This is a genomic window from Janthinobacterium violaceinigrum (assembly GCF_009208555.1).
GTDB lineage: Bacteria > Pseudomonadota > Gammaproteobacteria > Burkholderiales > Burkholderiaceae_D > Janthinobacterium > Janthinobacterium violaceinigrum.
The window spans coordinates 43,593-61,389 of record NZ_WFLI01000022.1 but is presented as its reverse complement, the minus strand read 5'-3'; the positions used below and the strand labels follow the sequence as shown (position 1 = coordinate 61,389).

Here is a 17,797-nt window from a genome sequence, read left to right as displayed (position 1 = left end):
AACTGTGCAGGCGGCAGTGATGATATGACATTTATGCAATTCACTCCGAAAAACCCTCGCGGGCACGCTCAATGAGCGGCCGGCAGGTTTAACGAGCGTGAATGTCAGGCATTGACGCCGAACGAACGGGCGAGGGGGCCCAGGCCGCCGTTGAAGCCCTGGCCGATGGCCTTGAACTTCCATTCGCCGTTGTAGCGGTAGATCTCGCCAAAGATCATCGCCGTTTCCGTCGAGCTGTCTTCGGACAGGTCGTAGCGGGCGATTTCGCGCTCGCCTTCCGCGTTCAGGCAGCGGATGAAGGCTTTCGACACCATGCCGAAGTTCTGGCGGCGCGCGTCGGCGTCGTGAATCGTGACGGTGATGCTGATGCGGTCGATGTCGTTTGGTACGCGGGTCAGGTCGATTTCGATGCGCTCATCGTCGCCTTCGCCTTCGCCCGTCTGGTTGTCGCCCGTGTGGACGACGGAGCCGTCGGTCGACTTCAGGTTGTTGTAGAAGATAAAGTCAGAGTCGCCACGGACTTTGCCGTCGCTTTTCAGGAGGAAAGCGCTGCCGTCAAGGTCGAAGGTGGCGCCGTCGGTCGAACGAGGATCCCAGCCGAGGCCGACGATGATCTTCTTCAGGTTCGGTGCTTCCTTGCTCAGGTTGACGTTGCCGCCTTTTTGCAAACTGATTGCCATGTGGTGCTCCTTTTCAGTAATTTACTTAAACATACCTGCATGGGATGAGCGCGTAAGGCGCTCGTGCCATCACTCTCTCAATTGGGGACGATCTCCCCGATTTCAAGCTTGTGCCGCGTGCCGTTTGCGATAACGCAAGGACGACCACAGCGAGACCAGGATGAAGGCCACGCCCGACAGGCCCGTGAACCACTCCGGAATATGGTACTTGACGGAGGCCAGCATGATCAAGGCCAGGATGCCGATCGCATAATGGGCGCCGTGTTCGAGGTAGACGAATTCGTCCAGGGTGCCCTTGTGCACGAGGAAGACCGTCATCGAACGCACAAACATGGCGCCGATGGCCAGGCCCAGCATGATGATGACAACGTCGTTGGTGATGGCGAACGCGCCGATCACGCCGTCAAAGCTGAACGAGGCATCGAGCACTTCCAGGTACAGGAAGCCGCCGATGCTGCCGCGCGCCACGGTTTTCACGAGGTCGCCATTGCCGTTTTTAGCCGGTGCCGCGTTTTCTTCTTCGTCATCCTGCAAGTCCGGTTCGCCTTCTTCCAGCAAGCCGCTGATCCAGTTCACGCCGATGTAGACGGCGATGCCGACGATGCCCGACGCCAGCACGCTGTATTTTTGTTCCGCAGGGCCCATGGCCACGCAGGCGGCCACGGCGCCCATGGTGATCAGCACGGCCAGGCTTTCGGTGCCCAGCGCATTGACTTTTTCCTCGGCCCAACCGAGCCAGTGCAATTCCTTCTCGTCGTCGAACAGGAAGTTCAGGAAGACCAGCAGCAGGAAGGCGCCGCCGAACGCCGCCACCTGCGCGTGGTTGTCCGTCAGGTGCTTGGCATACACGTCCGGCGTCGTGGTGGCCATGGTCCACACGTCGACCAGGCCCAGGCCCGTGGCGACGGAAACGATGACCAGCGGGAACAGCAGCCGCATGCCGAAGACGGCGACGAGGATACCGACCGTGAGGAACAGTTTTTGCCAGAATTCATTCCAGTGACGCAAGACCGAGGCATTGACCACGGCATTGTCGAACGACAGCGACACTTCCATGATGCCCAGCACGCCCGTGATCCACAGCGCCTGGATCATGCCGGGCATGCCGCCGTGGCTGTAACCCCACCAGCCCGACACCGCCATCAGGATAAAAGTGACTAAAAAGGAAATTCTGAAATGCCGCATGAGGACCCCGTTGCAAGTATGGAAGACGTTTGATTATCCGCGCCGCTGTGTGCGCCGCACTCAGTGTTGATATACGTCAATTGTTGTATATGCCATGATTTTATATTAGTTGCCGCCGGGGGCGGCGTTTTATAGGCGGGCGACAGACAGTTCTGCTGGCGTGGCCGATCTGCGATAATTGCGGCGCGCCCATCTGGCTGCCGCAGCCCCTCATAGACTTTACAGACATATAAGAAGGAATACCCCGTGGATATCGCTTACCTCGTCACGCCCCTGATCACCTGGATCCTGGTCGGACCGATCAAATTCCTGATCAACAGTGTCCGCACGCGGCAATGGGCATTCGGCCTGGTCGGCAATGGCGGCTTTCCCAGCAACCACAGCGCCGTCGTTTCCAGCATGGCAACACTGATCGCCTTGCGGGAAGGCATAGGCCATCCCGCCTTCGGCGTGGCCGTCACCCTGGCCTTCATCGTCATCATCGACGCCAACAGCCTGCGCCAGCATGTGGGCAAGCAGGCTGCGGCCATCAACCGCCTGGCCGGGGAAGCGTCCAGCCCCGCGCACAAGACCTTGCGCGAGCGCATGGGCCATACCCTGGTCGAGATCGCCGGCGGCCTGTGCACGGGCGTGGCCATCGGTTTCCTGATCAACTACGTTTTCGCCCGCTAGGCCCGCTTATCCGGCAACGCAAAACCCCGCTTCAAGGCGGGGTTTTGCGTTTCAGGGCGTAAAAACTACGTTTCATCCATTGATTAAAGCATTACAGGAAACGGCCGATTGACATGCCCAGACGCACTCATGGATACTTTGGCGCTTGTGGTTTTAATAAAAATAAATGCTTGCTATCGCCTGCTGCCCTATCCGGGCCGCCGGGACGGTAGCGGTGCTATCTATCCGGAGAATTACCCATGTTGCGCAAAACCCTGTTTGTTCTGGCAATCGCTTCTGCCTTGACCGCTTGTGGCAAAGAGTCCAAAGATCCCGGCAAGGGCGACAAAGGCGCCAAGGAACAGGCGGGCGCCGCCGCCAATCTGCTCGTGTCTCCGGAAGACTTGCTGACCATACAAAGCAATGCGCTGGCGTCAGGCCCCGTCATCACCGGTTCCGTGCAGCCGGAGCGCAACGCGGACTTGCGCGCGGAAGTATCGGCCGTGGTGATCCAGGTCATGAAGGAAAACGGCGAAGCCGTCAAGCGGGGCGACGTGCTGGTGCGCCTGGACGAAACGTCCATCCGCGACAGCCTCAATTCGGCCGAGGAAGCCAGCCGCGCCGCCAGCCAGGTGCTGGAGCAGTCCGAACGCATGTTCCAGCGCATGAAAACCCTGCGCGCCTCGGGCATGACCTCGACGCAGGCATTGGAAGACGCGGAAATCCGCCGCAACAATGCGCAAAGCGATCTGTCCGCCGCGAAGAGCCGCGCCGTCCAGGCGCGCCAGCAGTTGCAGCGCACCCTCGTGCGCGCGCCGTTCGACGGCATCGTGAGCGAGCGCAAGGTATCGAATGGCGATACGGCGCAAATCGGCAAGGAATTGATCAAGGTCATCGATCCGACCAGCATGCGCCTGGAAGGCCTGGTGTCGGCCGACAAGATCGGCGTCGTCAAGGTGGGCCAGCCTGTACTGTTCCGCATCAACGGTTATCCGGGACAGGATTTTGCGGGCAAGGTGCGCCGCGTCGACCCGGCCGCCAATGCCGTCACGCGCCAGGTGGCCGTGCTCGTCGATTTCAATGACAAGGAACAACCGCGTGTGGCTGGCCTGTATGCGGAAGGGCGCATCGAGACGGACAGCATCAGCGCGCTGATGATACCCGACTCGGCTCTGGTGAAGGCGGGCGACGTCACGTACACGTGGAAAGTCAAGGACAAGGCCCTGCACAAGGCCACCCTGCACATCGGCACGCGCGACGTGCGCACGGGCCAGTGGGAAGTGCAAAGCGGCCTGGCCAGCGGCGACACCGTGCTGCGCACGCCGGGCTCGACCTTCAAGGATGGGCAGAAAGTGGAGTTGACGGCCGCCAAGGCCGTGCCGGCAGCCGCCGTGGCCAGCAGCAGCTCCGCCGTTGCCGGTAAAGGAAACTAAGCCATGTTTCTTTCCGATTTCAGTATCAAGCGGCCCACTGCCACCATCGTCCTGATCCTGGCAATGATGTGCGTCGGCTTGCTGGCGCTCAAGAAATTGCGCGTCAACCAGAATCCGGACGTCGAAGTGCCGTTCATCGTCGTCAGCATTCCTTACCCTGGCGCATCGCCCGATACGGTCGAGCGCGAAGTGGTGAACCGTCTGGAAAAATCGCTGCAAAGCATTTCCGGCGTGACCGAGGTCAATAGCGACTCGAATGAAGGCGCGGCCAGCATCTTCCTGAAGTTCTCGTTCAATACCAACCTGATCGAGGCGTCCGACAATATCCGCAATGCGATTGCCGCCGTGCGCTACAAGTTGCCGACGGAAATGCGCGAGCCTATCCTGCAGCGCATCGACCCGGCTGCCGAACCGATCATGCAGCTGGCGCTGTCGTCGAATACGCAAAGCCATGCGGAAATTTCGCGCCTGGCCGAAGACGTGCTGTCCGACCGCTTCCGCACCGTCGACGGCGTGGCGCTGGTCAACGTGGGCGGTTCGCTCAAGCGCGAACTGTCCGTGCTGCTGCGGGCGGAAAAGCTGCGTGAATATAACGTTTCCGTCAGCGACGTCGTCACCGCCCTGCGCAACCAGAACACGAATGCGCCCGTGGGCAAGGTGCGCGGCACCCTGGACGAGAAAAGCATCCGCCTGGTGGGCCGCATCGAGTCGCCTAGCGACTTCGAAAAAGTGGTGATCAAGCGCCGCGGCGAGGAAATCGTGCGCCTGGCGCAAGTGGCCACCATCGAGGATGGCTTTGCCGAAGTCAACAGCTTGAGCATGCGCAGCGGCAAGCCCAACGTGGGCATTTCGATTACCCGCGTGCGCGACGCCTCGACCGTCAGCGTGGCCAACAAGATCCGCGACATGGTGGCGGAGATCAACAAGACCTTGCCGAAAGGCACGATCCTGCAAGTGACGCGCGACGGCGGCGAAAACGCCCAGCATAGCCTGAACAATGTGATCGAATCGCTGGTGCTGGGCGCCGTGCTGACGATTTTCGTCGTCTACGCCTTCCTCAACTCCTGGCGGTCGACCCTGATCACGGCGCTGAGCCTGCCCACGTCCGTGATTGCCGCCTTCATTGCCGTGTGGCTGTGCGGCTTTACCCTGAACTTCATGACCTTGCTGGGCCTGTCGCTGGCCATTGGCGTGCTGATCGATGATGCCATCGTGGTGCGCGAAAACATCGTGCGCCACATGCAGATGGGCAAGGACCGCCGCACGGCCGCGCTGGAAGGCACGGCCGAGATCGGCATGGCCGTGGCCGCCACCACCTTCTCCATCATCGCCGTCTTCATTCCCGTCGCTTTCATGCCGGGCATCTCCGGCGAATGGTTCCGCCCGTTCGCCTTGACGGTGACGTGCTCGGTGCTGGTGAGCCTGGGCATCTCGTTTACGCTTGACCCCATGCTGTCGGCCTACTGGGGCGACCCGGTCGAGGAACACTCGGCGCCGAAAAAAGGCATCGGCCGTGTGCTGGAAAAATTCAACCACTGGTTCGACCACCAGGCTGACCGCTATGGCCGCGTGATCGCCTGGGCCCTGCATCACCGCCGCTGGATGGCCGTGATCGCCTTCGGCAGCCTGGTGGGCGCCATCGTCCTGCACGCCACGCATGGCGGCACGAGTTTCTTGCCGGCATCCGACTCGGGCAATCTGATGATCAATGTGCGCACGCCATCGTCGAGCAGCATCGAGTATTCGCGCTTGAAACTGGAAGCGGCGGCCGTGCTGGCGCGTACCTTGCCTGAAACCAAGGATACCAACAGCTCCATCAATGCGGGCGGCGGACGCGTGTATGTCGACATCGGCAAACGCAATACCCGCAAGCGTTCGGCCAAGGAAATTGCCGTCGAGTTGCGCGAGAAGATGTCGCGCCTGGTGGGGGCCGAATACGTGGTGCAGGATGACTTGAGCAACGGTTCGCAAAAGCCGATCCAGGTGGAATTCACGGGTCCCGACTCGCGTAAACTCATGGAAATTACGAATGCCTACATGGACAAGCTGCGCACCATTCCCGGCGCCGTCGACGTGGGCCTGTCCGAGCAGGACCCGAAAAACGAGCTGCAGATTGAGCTCAACCGTGGCCTGGCCAATTCGATGGGCATTTCCGTCAATGATGCGGCGCAATCGCTGCGCGTGGCGTTTGCCGGCGTGGAAGTGGGCGACTGGGTCGATCCGACGGGCGAGACGCGCGACGTGGCCGTGCGCCTGCATCCCGATGACCGTGTGGCATCGGAAAACATCGAGCGCCTGCCCATCAGCGTGACGGGCACGTCGCAAATGGTGCCGCTGGACCAGATCGCCACCATTACCATGGGCAAGGGCCCGTCCGGTATCGAGCACAAGAATGGCAAGCGCACGATTACCGTGTCGGCCAATGCACAGGGCCGCTCGAACGGCGAAGTGACGAGCGACGCCATGAAACTGGCCAACTCCATCGACTTCCCGCCCGGCTACGGCCTGGCGCTCGGCGGCGCCGGTCAGGACCAGCAGGAGCTGTTCACGGAAATGCTGATCGCGCTGGTGATGGGTATCGGCCTGATGTATTTGATTCTCGTGATGCAGTTTGGTTCCTTTACGGCGCCGGTGGCCGTGATGATGTCCTTGCCGCTCAGTCTGATCGGCGTGGTGGTGGCGCTGGTGATCACGAACAACACCCTCAACCTGATGAGCTTTATCGGCATCATCATGCTGATGGGCCTGGTCGCCAAGAACGCCATCCTGCTGCTGGACGCGGCGCGCAAGCGCGAGGAAGAGGGCCATGGCCGCGAAGATGCGCTGATGTATGCGGGCCGCATGCGTCTGCGCCCCATCCTGATGACGACGTTTGCGCTGATCGCCGGCATGTTCCCCGTGGCGCTGGGCCTGGGCGAGGGCGGCGAGTTCTACCGTCCACTGGCGATCGCCATCATCGGCGGCACCATCACCTCGACGATTCTGACCCTGCTGGTCGTGCCGACCTTCTATGACAGCATCGAGATCGCCCGCGATGGCGCCGTGGCCAAGTTCCACCGCCGCGCCGAACGCATGCCCGTGGCCGTGGCCATGATATTGACCATGTTCGAGTGCGTGCTGACCTTGCTGCTGGTGCGCTTCGTCTACCGCATGCTGAAAAAGGCCGTGCTGTTCCTGATGGGACGCCGCGCGCCGAAAGCGGCGTCGATCAGCCTGCAAAAGTAAGTCAGGCAGCCTCGGCTGCGCAATCCTTGTGCCAAGTCAAAGAGCCTTCTTCGGAAGGCTCTTTTTACGTCAGGTGCTCTACAATCGTAGAACGGGTGGGCGCAGTCGCCAGCCTGTGCAGAGATACTTTCGGGATATTTTTCAACGGCGATGTGGCACTGCAACGTATCGGATAAGAACCATGCCCTCCAGCATCCGGCAGCCCAGTCTCGGCATCCTCATGGCTTGCCTGCTGGCCGCCTGCGCCGCGGGGCCGGAGTTCCACCGTCCCGCTGCCCCTGGCGGCGGCGACAGCTACACGCCGGCGCCCTTGCCGGCGCAAACCGCGGCGGCGCCCGGTCCCGCAGGCCAGGCGCAGCGCTTCGTGCCTGGCCAGGATATTCCCGCGCAATGGTGGTCGCTGTTTCAATCGACGGCGCTGGACCGGCTGGTGCGCGATGCCCTCGCGCGCAGCCCCGGCCTGGCATCGGCCCAGGCGGCCCTGCGCCAGGCCGATGAAAACTACCGGGCCCTGTCCGGCAGCCTGCTGACTCCCGAAGTGGGGGCCCAGCTGGGCGTCACCCGCGAAAAGACCAGCCGCCTGGAAGGGGCGGGCGGCGTGCTCAATTTGTACAATGCCTCGGTGAACGTATCGTATGCCCTGGATGTGTTTGGCGGCAACAAGCGCCAGCTGGAGGGCTTGCAAGCGCTTGTCGACTATCGGCAATACCAGCTGGAAGCCGTGTACCTGGCCCTGATGGGCAACCTGGTGACGACGGCCATACGCGACGCATCCCTGCGCGGGCAGTTGCAAGCCACCGGTGAAATACTCGACGCGCAACAGAAACAGCTGGACGTGATCGAACAGCAATTCCGCTTCGGCGCCATCCCCCGCGCCACGGTCCTACTCCAGCGCAACACGGTGGCGCAGACGCGGGCCAGCGTGCCGCCGCTGGAAAAAGCCCTGGCCCTGACGCGCCACCAGCTGTCCGTGTATGCGGGCAGGCTGCCCAGTGAACCCGGCTTGCCTGAATTCGACCTGGCGTCGCTGCACTTGCCGCAGGACTTGCCCGTCTCGCTGCCGTCGGCCCTGGTGCGCCAGCGTCCCGACATCCGCGCCAGCGAAGCGTTGCTGCAGCAGGCCAGCGCGCAGATCGGCGTCGCCACGGCAGCCATGTACCCTCAAATTACCCTGACGGGCAATGTGGGCGCGCTGGCCACCAGCTTTCCCGCGCTGCTGCACGGCAGTTCCTCCGTGTGGGGCGTGGCGGCGGGGCTGGCACAGCCCCTGTTCAATGGCGGCGCGCTGCGCGCCAGGCGGCGTGCCGCCATCGCCGCCTACGAGGGCGCGGCGGCCGATTACCGCGCCACCGTGCTGGGCGCCTTCCAGAATGTGGCGGACAGCCTGCGGGCCCTCGAGGCCGATGCCGCCGCATTGCAGCAGCAAGCGGAAGTGGAGGCGCTGGCCAGCGAATCGCTGGCGCTGAGTACGCAGCAATTCAAGCTGGGCGCCATCAGCTACCTGAGTTTGCTCGATGCCCAGCGCACCTACCAGCAGGCCAGGGTGGGCCTGGTGCAGGCGCAGGCGGCCCGCCATGCGGACAGCGCCGCGCTGTTCCAGGCGCTGGGCGGCGGCTGGTGGAACCGCCCCGCGCTGCCGGCCGTTTCCACGGCAACAAGTTTGCCGCTGGCGGCAGGCACGGACTGACGGGTTTGCAATGCAGGGCCTTGAAACACGGCAGGGGCAGCGGCAGGCAATGACAAGGAGCGCATCCATGACGAAACGCACGAAACGCATGCTCATCATGCTGGGGGCGGTGGTGCTGTTGATTGCCCTGCTGGCGCTGGGTTTTTTCCTGCACATCCGCCAGCTCATGGCCAGTTCGCCCAAGCCGGCACCGCAGACGGTGTCGGCGACCACCATCCGCAAGGCCGACTGGCAGCCTCACCTGGCGTCGGTGGGTACCCTGGTGGCCGTGCGCGGCGTCGACGTGACGAGCGAAATCGCCGGCCTCGTCAGGTCCATCCATTTCAAGTCCGGTCAGGAAGTGACGGCGGGGCAGGTGCTGGTGCAGCTCAATGCCGACGCGGACCTGGCGCAGCTGCGCGCGCTGGAGGCTGCCGCCGAACTGGCTGCGTCCGTGCTGGCGCGCGACCGCCAGCAGTTTGCCGTGCAGGCGATCAGCCAGGCGCAGATCGACAGCGACCTGGCCGACGTGAAAAGCCGCAAGGCGCTGGCCGCCCAGCAGGCGGCACTGGTGGACAAGAAAACCATCCGCGCGCCGTTCGCGGGGAAACTGGGCATTACCACCGTTAATCCGGGCCAGTACCTGAATCCCGGCGACAAGATCGTCACCCTGCAAACCATCGACCCCATCTACGTCGACTTCTATATTCCGCAAAAGCAGCTGGGGGGCCTGCAAGTGGGGCAGGCGCTGAAGCTGTCCAGCGATGCGCATGCGGACACGGCGTTTGCGGGCAAGGTCAGCGCCATCAGTTCCAAGGTCGATCCCGCCACGCGCAATGTGCAGGTGGAGGCCACGGTGCCCAATCCCCAGCGGCGTTTGTTGCCGGGCATGTTTGCCAACGTCCACGTGGAAGTGGGCGCGAAGAAACAGTATCTGACCTTGCCGCAGACGGCGATCACCTACAACCCGTATGGTTCCACCGTCTTCGTCGTGCATCCGGCGCCGGTCCCGGCGCCGAAGGCCGCCGCGTCGGGCAGCGCGGGCCCCGCCGCGCCGCCGCCCAAGGCGGGCGAACTGGTGGTGCGGCAAGTGTTTGTCACCACGGGCGAAACGCGGGGCGACCAGGTGGCCGTGCTGACGGGCTTGTCCGAGGGGCAGCAGGTCGTCACCAGCGGGCAGATCAAGCTCAAGAATGGCAGCCCCGTCGTGATCAGCAACGTCGTCGAGCCGCGCAACAACCCGCAGCCCACACCGCAGGAACACTGAGGCGCCGCCATGAACTTCACCGATCTCTTTATCCGCCGGCCCGTGCTGGCGATGGTGGTGAGCCTGCTGCTGGTGGTGCTGGGCTTGCGCTCCCTGTTCAGCCTGCCCATCAACCAGTATCCGAAGACGCAGAACGCCGTCGTGACGATCTCCACCACCTATTACGGCGCCGATGCGCAGACGGTGGCCGGTTTCATCACGCAGCCGCTGGAATCGGCCATCGCCCAGGCGCAGGGCATCGATTACCTGTCTTCGTCCAGCAGCAGCGGCGTGTCGACCATCACGGCCACCTTGCGCCTCAATTACGATGCGAACCGGGCTTTGACGGAAATCAATACCCAGGTCAGCTCCGTGAAAAACCAGTTGCCCGTGCAGGCGCAGACGCCCGTGCTGACGGTGCAGATGGGACAGACGACGGACGCCATGTACCTGGGCTTTTACAGCAAGACCTTGCCGACGAATAATGTGACGGATTACCTGAGCCGCGTGGTCAAGCCCAAGCTCGATTCCATCAGCGGCGTGCAGACGGCGGAATTGCTGGGGGCGCGCCTGTTCGCGCTGCGCGCCTGGCTGGATGCGGACAAGATGGCTGCGTTCGGCGTGACGGCGGCCGAGGTCAGCACCGCCCTGGGCAATAACAATTACCTGGCCGCGCTGGGGTCCAGCAAGGGCCAGATGGTGACCGTGCCCCTGACGGCCGGCACGGATCTGCATTCGGTCGAGGAATTCAGGCAGCTCGTCGTCAAGCGCAGCGGCGACTCCATCGTGCGCCTGGAAGACCTGGCCACCGTCGTGCTGGGCTCGGAAAACTACGATTTCAACGTGGCCTTCAGCGGCGTGCGCTCCGTCTTCATCGGCATCAAGGTGGCGCCCGAAGCCAATATCCTCGACGTGGCCAAGCGCGTGCGCGTCAGCTTTCCGGACATCCAGTCCCAGTTGCCGGCCGGGCTGACGGGCGAAATCGTGTACGACTCCACGTTCTTCATCAATACGTCCATCCGCGAAGTCATCAAGACCCTGGTCGAGGCGCTGCTGATCGTCACCATCGTCATCTACCTGTTCCTGGGCAGCCTGCGGGCCGTGATCGTGCCCGTGATCGCCATGCCGCTATCCCTGATCGGCACGTTTACCGCCATGCTGGCGCTCGGCTATTCCATCAACCTGCTGACCTTGCTGGCCATCGTGCTGGCCATCGGCCTGGTGGTCGACGACGCCATCATCGTGGTGGAAAACGTGGACCGCCACATGAAGCAGGGCCAGCCGCCGCTGGAGGCCAGCCTGCTGGCGGCGCGCGAACTGGGCAGCCCCATCCTGGCGATGACGGTGGTGCTGATCGCCGTGTACGTGCCCATCGGCTTCCAGGGCGGGCTGACGGGGGCATTGTTTACCGAGTTCGCCTTCACCCTGGCCGGCGCCGTGGCCGTGTCGGGCGTGGTGGCCCTGACCCTGTCGCCCATGATGTGTTCGCGCTTTTTCCGCCCGGAGCAGGATAGCGGCCGCTTCGTGCAAGCGATCGACCGCGTCTTCGGCAAGGTGCACGACGCCTACCAGCGGCTGCTGCACGCGCTGCTCGATACCTGGGTGGTGCTCATCGTCATGGCGGCGATACTGATGGTGGTGCTGGGGCTGATGTTCAAGATGTCGCAGTCCGAACTGGCGCCCGAGGAAGACCAGGGCGTCGTGCTGTCGCAGGTGGTGGGCGACCCGACGGCCACCTCGGACCAGATGCAAGTGTATGCCGAGCAGATCTACCTGGTGGCCAAGGCCATGCCCGAATACAGCCAGATGTTCCAGATCACGGGCGTGCCGACCGTCAATTCGGGTTTCGGCGGCATGCTGATGACGCCCTGGGGCGAGCGCGCGCGCAACGCCCAGCAAGTGCAGCAAGACTTGCAGGCGGGCTGGAACAGGATTGCCGGCGCCCGCGTGGCCGCCTTCCAGTTTCCCGCCTTGCCGGGTTCCTCTGGCTTGCCCGTGCAATTCGTCATCGCCACCACGGAACCGTTTGAAAACCTCGATACCATCGCGCAGCAGGTGCTGGAGAAGGCGCGCTCGTCGGGCAAGTTCTATTTCATCGACACGGACTTGAAGATCGACAAGCCGCAAGCCACCGTCGTGATCGACCGCGACAGCGTTGCCGCGCTGGGCATGACGCAGCAGGATGTCGGAGCGGCCTTGGGGGCGGCCCTGGGCGGCGCCTACGTCAATTACTTCTCCATCGCGGGACGCTCGTATAAAGTGATTCCGCAGGTGCTGCAGGTCGACCGCCTCAATCCTTCGGCCGTGCTGGACTTCCATATCAAGACGCCCGACGGCACGATGATACCGGCCAGCACGGTGGCGCATATCCAGTACGATGTCGTGCCGGAGTCGATCAACCGTTTCCAGCAACTGAACTCCGTCACCCTGTCCGGCGTGTCCGGCGCCTCGCAGGGCGAGGTGCTGGGCTTCATGCGCGACACGCTGGCCCAGGTTGTCCCCAGCGGCTACACGGCCGATTATGCGGGGCAGTCGCGCCAGTTCGTGCAGGAATCGGGCGGCTTCATCGTCACCATGCTGTTTGCCGTGGTGATCGTCTTCCTGGCGCTGGCGGCGCAGTTCGAGAGCTTCCGCGATCCCGTCGTGATCCTCGTTTCCGTCCCGCTGGCCCTGTTTGGCGCCACCATGTTCATCTTCCTCGGCTTTGCGTCAATCAACATCTACACGGAAGTGGGCCTGGTGACCTTGATGGGACTGATCAGCAAGCATGGCATCCTGATCGTGGAAGTGGCCAATCAGCTGCAAAAGACGGGCAAGAGCAAGCGCGAAGCCGTCGAAGCGGCCGCTGCCGTGCGCCTGCGTCCCATCCTGATGACGACGGCGGCCATGGTGTTCGGCGTGCTGCCCCTGGTGATCGCTTCGGGTGCGGGCGCGGCCGGGCGCCACGCGATGGGACTGGTGATTTTCACTGGCCTGTCCATCGGCACCCTGTTTACCCTGTTCGTGGTGCCAGCCATGTATCTGTTCCTGGCGGCGGACCACCAGGCGCTCAGCGCGCGCGAAGCTGGCAAAGCCGTGCCCGCCCATTGACGCAGCGCCGGCGAGATCAAGGGTGGCGGATCAAGGGCGCCATGCCGCAATGCGCCGTAGCAGAGCGGGGATGCGAAAAGAGCCTTCGCGGGAAGGCTCTTTCTGCGCCGCGCCGATGCCATCTGTTCATACCGCGTGCCAAGTAAGCCCCAATAAATTATGGTGATTTCTGACTTCCATAACCGGCGCTCTGCGGCGTTGCCCACTGCCAGCAGTGCTTGCACTGGGTCGCAGCGGGCGCCTTGCATGGCATCCGGCTCTGTTCGTCATAACTGCACAATAATTTCCTGAGGATTACTTGGTACTGCGTTGAAATGCCGCGGGTAAATAAAGCAGCTAAATAAAGTAGCTAAATAAAGCAGGCAAATACAGCAGGCAAATACAGCAGGCAAATACGGGATGAAAAATAGCGCAAGCAAATACGGCAGCAAATACGGCATGCAATACGGCACGCCAGGACGGCATGCGAGGACGGTATGCGCGGTCCGCTGCCGGGGCGAAGCGGACGGGGCTTTTAGCTGCTGCGCGGCGGTGGCGTGGTGGTGCCGGTCCCGGTCCCGGTGCCAGGCGTAGTGCCGGGCGGGGTGGCCGGCGGCATGGTCGTGCCGTCGGGATTGGTGCCCGGTGCAACGGATGGGGTGGCAGGCGCAGTGGCGTCCGGCGTGGTCGTGCCGCTGGTGCCCGAGGTGCCGCTGCCGTTCGTGCCTGGCGTGGTGGCGGGTGTCGCGGGCGTGGCTGGCGGGGTGGCGTTGGTGGTCTCGTTGTGCTTGTTGCAACCGGCCAGCAGCGCGCACACGATGGCGGTGCCGAGGACAAGCTTGCTGGTGCTAGGGAGTGGAGCCGTCATGATTGTTCCTTTCTCGTTGGAAAGCTGTCGTGGGTGATCGTACCTCGCCAGGCCGTCTGCCACCGTGCGGGCAGGCCGTCGTAGCAAGGCTGGCATCGCTTGCAAAAATTAGAGTAGGCAGGGGCGCGCAGGTTCACCGGATTTACAAATCAGCGGCCATCGGCGGCAGGAGCGGCGATCCGCTTTGACATGGCGCAAGCGCGCCACGTGAACGGGAGAGAATGGGCCAGGACAGGGCGTCCTGGCCGCAGGCGACGGTTTATTTGGCGGCAGGGGCCTTGCTCACTTCCACTTCCCAATCCACGCCCGAGGCGACGTGGTGTTTGGCAGCAAAGTCACCCTGGCTGATGGCCACGGCAACATCGAGCAGGCTGTTCAGGTAGACCAGCGGCTTGCCCTTGGCGACGCCGCCGAACGTGTGCTCGAATGGCGCGGTGACCTTGGCCACTTGCTTACCCTTGTGCAAAATGCGCACTTGCAGCGGATCGTGCAGTTTCACCTGCAATTCGTCGAGCAGGGATTTCGGGATATTCGTCCACACATTGCCATACTTGACGTCGAGCACGGGCACGATGCCGCGGATGGTATGGCCATCGCGCACAGGTTTTTGATATGCAATCTTGACGACGGATTCGTTCGGCAGTTGCGGACCCACCTGCTCATAGCTGATGGCGCCCGAGGCCAGGCGCGCGCCCACGTACGCGTACACGTCGCGGCCATGGAAGGTGTAGGACTCGGCGGAGCCGGCCAGGCGGTTGACCTTTTCATCGATTTCGCGCAGTTCGGCCACGCCGTCGCGTTCGGCGATCAGGGTGAACAGGCCATTGTCCGGCCCCACGAAGTAGCGTCCGCCCTTGGTTTTCAGCACCACGGACTTGCGGTTGGTGCCCACGCCCGGGTCGATGACGGAAACGAACACCGTGCCTTGCGGCCAATAATTGGCCGTCTGGTACAAACGGTAGGCGCCCAGCCAGATGTCGTAGTCGGGAATCTGGTGCGTGAGGTCCGAAATGGTCAGCTGCGGGTCGACGCCATAGGCGACGCCATGCATGGCGGATACGGCGCCGTCGGCCGTGCCGAAGTCCGTCATCAGCACCAGCGGCGCGGCAGCCTGGGCGCTGGACAGCAGGAGGGCGCTCAGGCAGGCGCCGGCGACGAGGTGGGAGGCGAGGTGAGAAATTCGGTTGATGATCATATGCTCTTTCCGTGTCCTAGAAGGTGTAGCTCAGCTTGGCGTAGAAATACGCGCCATTGACGCCGATGGGATTGATGAAATTGTAGGGCAGGGCGCCGCCATAGGTGGCGTTATTCGTTTCCCGTACGCGCTGCGGATAGCGGTCGAGGATATTGTTGCCGCCCACGCTCAAGGTCAGCTGCTTGCTCAGTTTCAATTGACCTTCCAGGTCCAGCGACCAGACGGCGCCGAAACGCTGTGCAGGGATGCCGTCGATCAGGGGCGCATCGCTGTCGTACGAAAAATCTTTCAGCTCGCCAAAGCGTGTGGCGCGCGCCTGCACGCCCCAGCCTGCCGCCTGCCAGTCGGCGCCCAGTATCAATTTGCTGGCGGGTGACGCGTGTTTGATGCGGAACAAACCCGTCTCCGTCAGCAGGCTCAAACTGGGATCGATGTTGGCCAGCGCGGCAGAACTCTGGCGCACCTGGTCGAGCGTTGTCTTGTTCAGGTTGAGCGCCGCGTTCAGGTTCAGCTTGCCTGTAGCGAATGCCAGATCGTGATTGAGCACCACGTCCAGGCCTTTTGTGCGCGTGTCGAGCAGGTTGGCCAGGTAGGCCACGGACTGGATGTCGCTGCGGCCATTGGCGGCCAGGTAGGCGGTGACGGCGTCGCTTTGCAAGTCGCTGGAACGCGTGATGCGGTCGCGGATGCGGATCACGTAGGCGTCCACCGTCACGCTGGTGGCGGCGGCCGGTTTCCAGGCCAGGCCCAGCGAGACGTTGGTCGACTTTTCCGGTTTCAGCTGCTGCGCGCCAAAGCTGCGCGCCAGCGGGTCGCTGGCCGGCAGCAGGGCCGACGTTTGCAGGGCCGTGCCATCGGCGTTGAAATTCAGGGTGGCGAAGCGGAAGCCCGTCTGCACGAGGGCCGGTGCGCGGAAGCTGTTCGACAGCGAACCCCGCACGAGGACATTTTCCGTCACTTTGTAGCGCGTGGACAGCTTGCCCGTGCTGGCGCTGCCGAAGTCGCTGTAGTGGGAATAGCGGGCGGCGGCGCCCACCAGCAGGCGCGGCGTGAGATCGCTTTCCACGTCTGCATACACGGAGCGGATCTGCCGGCTGCCGTCGTAGGCGTCCGATGGGCGCAAGCCCGGTCCCGCCTGCGCGCCCGGTGGCGCATCCGTAAAGCTGCCGGCCGCATACGAAGCGGGGTCGCCGGCCGAGCTGGTGTAGGTTTCGCGCATCCATTCGGCGCCCACGGCCACGCTCAAGGGGGCGGGCAAGCCCAGGTCGATGCTGCGCGTGGCATCGACGTTCAGGGCGTTCTGGCGGAAATCGAAGCCAGCCAGGCTGAAGCGCGTGGGGCTGGCCGCGCCCAGCGAGGCGTTGACGGAGTGGCTGACGCCGTAGTCAAAGCGGTCGCTGCCGTGGCGCGCGCTGGCATCCCAGTTCCACTCGCCCGCGCTGCCGCGCACGCCGGCCACGATGCTGAGGTCGCGCTTGTCGCCATTGGTGACGGGGCGGTAGCCGTTCGGATACAGGGCTGCTACGTTCGACGGGTCGCCCGGATAGCGGAAGTAGGCGCTGCCGTCCGATGCGCGTTCGTTCAGGGTGGCAAACGAGTACAGGTCCAGGCCGTTTTCAAGCGTGAGCTGGGTGTTGTAGAACAAATAGTTGTTGCGCTGGCGCGAGTCGCCCGACTTGAATACCACCTTGCCATCGAGCGCCTGGTCGGCTGGCGTGAAGTTGTAGGACGTCCAGCCTGCGTCGCTGGGGCCGGCCCGTTCCGTGGGCGAGCGCCGCCGCGTTTCCGCGCCGAAGCGGAAGTAGCCCGCCTCGCCCAGCGGCACGCCATAGTCGGCGTTGACGATGACGGTCTGGCCATCCGTCAAGGTGCGATCGGTGGGCTCGAAATGCGTGTGGTTGGCGCCATAGCTGACGGCAGCGGAGCCGCCCGTGCGGGCTTTTTTCAGCACGATGTTGATGACGCCCGCCACGGCGTCGCTGCCGTACTGGGCGCCGGCGCCGTCGCGGAGGATTTCGATGTGATCGATGGCGTTGGGCGGTATCGCATTGATGTCCACCGGCACCGTGCCGGCAAAGCTGCTTTCCGTGTCGAGCACGGCGCTCGTGTGGCGGCGCTTGCCGTTGATCAGCACCAGCACCTGGTCCGGCGCCAGTCCCCGCAGCTGGATGCCGCGCACGGAGTCCGACGCGCCGCTCGATTCGATGCGGGGGAAGTTGATCGAGGGCGACAGGTTTTGCAGGGCCGCGCCCACGTCACCAGTCGACAGCGCATTGCTCACTTCGCGCGCGCCGAAGCGGTCGATGGGCACGCTGCTGTCGAAGACGGTGCGGTTGCGCGCGCGCGAGCCGACGACGGTGACCTGGTCGATGCTGGCCGTGGCCGTGGCCGTGTCAGTGCCGGCGGCCGTCTGTGCCTCCTGGGCCCAGGCGGCGGGTGCGCCCAGCATGGCGCAGGCAAGCACGATGGCGCGCAGCGGCGTGGCGGGAATGGCGGGTGGTGCTGGAAAATGGCGCGGGTGCAAGGCGGTGTCCTTTGGGCTCGATTAGTGTCGGTGTGGAAACAGTTGCAATGAGCTT

At 63.5% G+C, this 17,797-nt stretch carries 11 protein-coding genes; 6 read left to right on the top strand and 5 right to left on the bottom strand.

The genetic code is table 11. From position 1 onward, the window contains the following. Positions 1 to 104: 104 nt before the first annotated feature. Positions 105 to 680 (bottom strand): TerD family protein, encoded by a 576-nt coding sequence (locus GCN75_RS18345; protein WP_131378938.1) that lies wholly within the window; start codon positions 678 to 680, stop codon positions 105 to 107. 102 nt (positions 681 to 782) lie between these two features. Continuing rightward, on the bottom strand, positions 783 to 1,865 hold the full coding sequence (locus GCN75_RS18340) for a DUF475 domain-containing protein (protein WP_152283720.1): 1,083 nt from the start codon (positions 1,863 to 1,865) through the stop codon (positions 783 to 785). Between the two features lie 246 nt (positions 1,866 to 2,111). Between GCN75_RS18340 and GCN75_RS18335 the strand changes: the two genes are divergently transcribed. From GCN75_RS18335 to GCN75_RS18310, 6 genes are all read left to right on the top strand, one after another. Then, the gene (locus GCN75_RS18335; protein ID WP_152258038.1) at positions 2,112 to 2,537 is read left to right on the top strand and encodes a divergent PAP2 family protein; all 426 of its coding nucleotides are present in this window, start codon (positions 2,112 to 2,114) and stop codon (positions 2,535 to 2,537) included. 239 nt (positions 2,538 to 2,776) lie between these two features. Beyond that, positions 2,777 to 3,949, top strand: a complete 1,173-nt coding sequence (locus GCN75_RS18330) for an efflux RND transporter periplasmic adaptor subunit (protein ID WP_152283719.1) — start codon at positions 2,777 to 2,779, stop codon at positions 3,947 to 3,949. Positions 3,950 to 3,952: 3 nt separating this feature from the next. Next, positions 3,953 to 7,174 (top strand): efflux RND transporter permease subunit, encoded by a 3,222-nt coding sequence (locus GCN75_RS18325; RefSeq protein ID WP_152283718.1) that lies wholly within the window; start codon positions 3,953 to 3,955, stop codon positions 7,172 to 7,174. Between the two features lie 181 nt (positions 7,175 to 7,355). Next, entirely contained in the window at positions 7,356 to 8,861 is a 1,506-nt protein-coding gene (locus GCN75_RS18320) for an efflux transporter outer membrane subunit (RefSeq protein ID WP_152283717.1), read from the top strand. Between the two features lie 67 nt (positions 8,862 to 8,928). Next, a complete protein-coding gene (locus GCN75_RS18315; RefSeq protein ID WP_226941455.1) occupies positions 8,929 to 10,107 on the top strand; it encodes an efflux RND transporter periplasmic adaptor subunit in 1,179 nt (392 codons plus the stop codon). Between the two features lie 9 nt (positions 10,108 to 10,116). Beyond that, positions 10,117 to 13,176: an efflux RND transporter permease subunit gene (locus tag GCN75_RS18310; protein ID WP_152283715.1), complete on the top strand. Its 3,060-nt coding sequence runs from the start codon at positions 10,117 to 10,119 to the stop codon at positions 13,174 to 13,176. Between the two features lie 514 nt (positions 13,177 to 13,690). Here GCN75_RS18310 and GCN75_RS18305 read toward each other — a convergent pair. The 3 genes from GCN75_RS18305 to GCN75_RS18295 form a co-directional block, all read right to left on the bottom strand. Beyond that, a complete protein-coding gene (locus GCN75_RS18305; protein WP_152283714.1) occupies positions 13,691 to 14,023 on the bottom strand; it encodes a hypothetical protein in 333 nt (110 codons plus the stop codon). 259 nt (positions 14,024 to 14,282) lie between these two features. Then, positions 14,283 to 15,218 carry an SAM hydrolase/SAM-dependent halogenase family protein gene (locus tag GCN75_RS18300; RefSeq protein ID WP_152283713.1) on the bottom strand — a complete coding sequence of 312 codons (936 nt, stop codon included), beginning with the start codon at positions 15,216 to 15,218 and terminating at the stop codon, positions 14,283 to 14,285. A gap of 16 nt (positions 15,219 to 15,234) precedes the next feature. Beyond that, complete coding sequence (locus tag GCN75_RS18295) at positions 15,235 to 17,742, bottom strand: TonB-dependent receptor plug domain-containing protein (protein WP_226941454.1); 2,508 nt, start codon at positions 17,740 to 17,742, stop codon at positions 15,235 to 15,237. Between the last annotated feature and the right edge of the window lie 55 nt (positions 17,743 to 17,797).

Bases quoted from the DNA above. Each gene is read 5' to 3' on its own strand.
- GCN75_RS18345 (WP_131378938.1), bottom strand. From the start codon at position 680: ATGGCAATCAGTTTGCAAAAAGGCGGCAACGTCAACCTGAGCAAGGAA.
- GCN75_RS18340 (WP_152283720.1), bottom strand. From the start codon at position 1,865: ATGCGGCATTTCAGAATTTCCTTTTTAGTCACTTTTATCCTGATGGCG.
- GCN75_RS18330 (WP_152283719.1), top strand. From the start codon at position 2,777: ATGTTGCGCAAAACCCTGTTTGTTCTGGCAATCGCTTCTGCCTTGACC.
- GCN75_RS18325 (WP_152283718.1), top strand. From the start codon at position 3,953: ATGTTTCTTTCCGATTTCAGTATCAAGCGGCCCACTGCCACCATCGTC.
- GCN75_RS18320 (WP_152283717.1), top strand. From the start codon at position 7,356: ATGCCCTCCAGCATCCGGCAGCCCAGTCTCGGCATCCTCATGGCTTGC.
- GCN75_RS18315 (WP_226941455.1), top strand. From the start codon at position 8,929: ATGACGAAACGCACGAAACGCATGCTCATCATGCTGGGGGCGGTGGTG.
- GCN75_RS18310 (WP_152283715.1), top strand. From the start codon at position 10,117: ATGAACTTCACCGATCTCTTTATCCGCCGGCCCGTGCTGGCGATGGTG.
- GCN75_RS18305 (WP_152283714.1), bottom strand. From the start codon at position 14,023: ATGACGGCTCCACTCCCTAGCACCAGCAAGCTTGTCCTCGGCACCGCC.
- GCN75_RS18300 (WP_152283713.1), bottom strand. From the start codon at position 15,218: ATGATCATCAACCGAATTTCTCACCTCGCCTCCCACCTCGTCGCCGGC.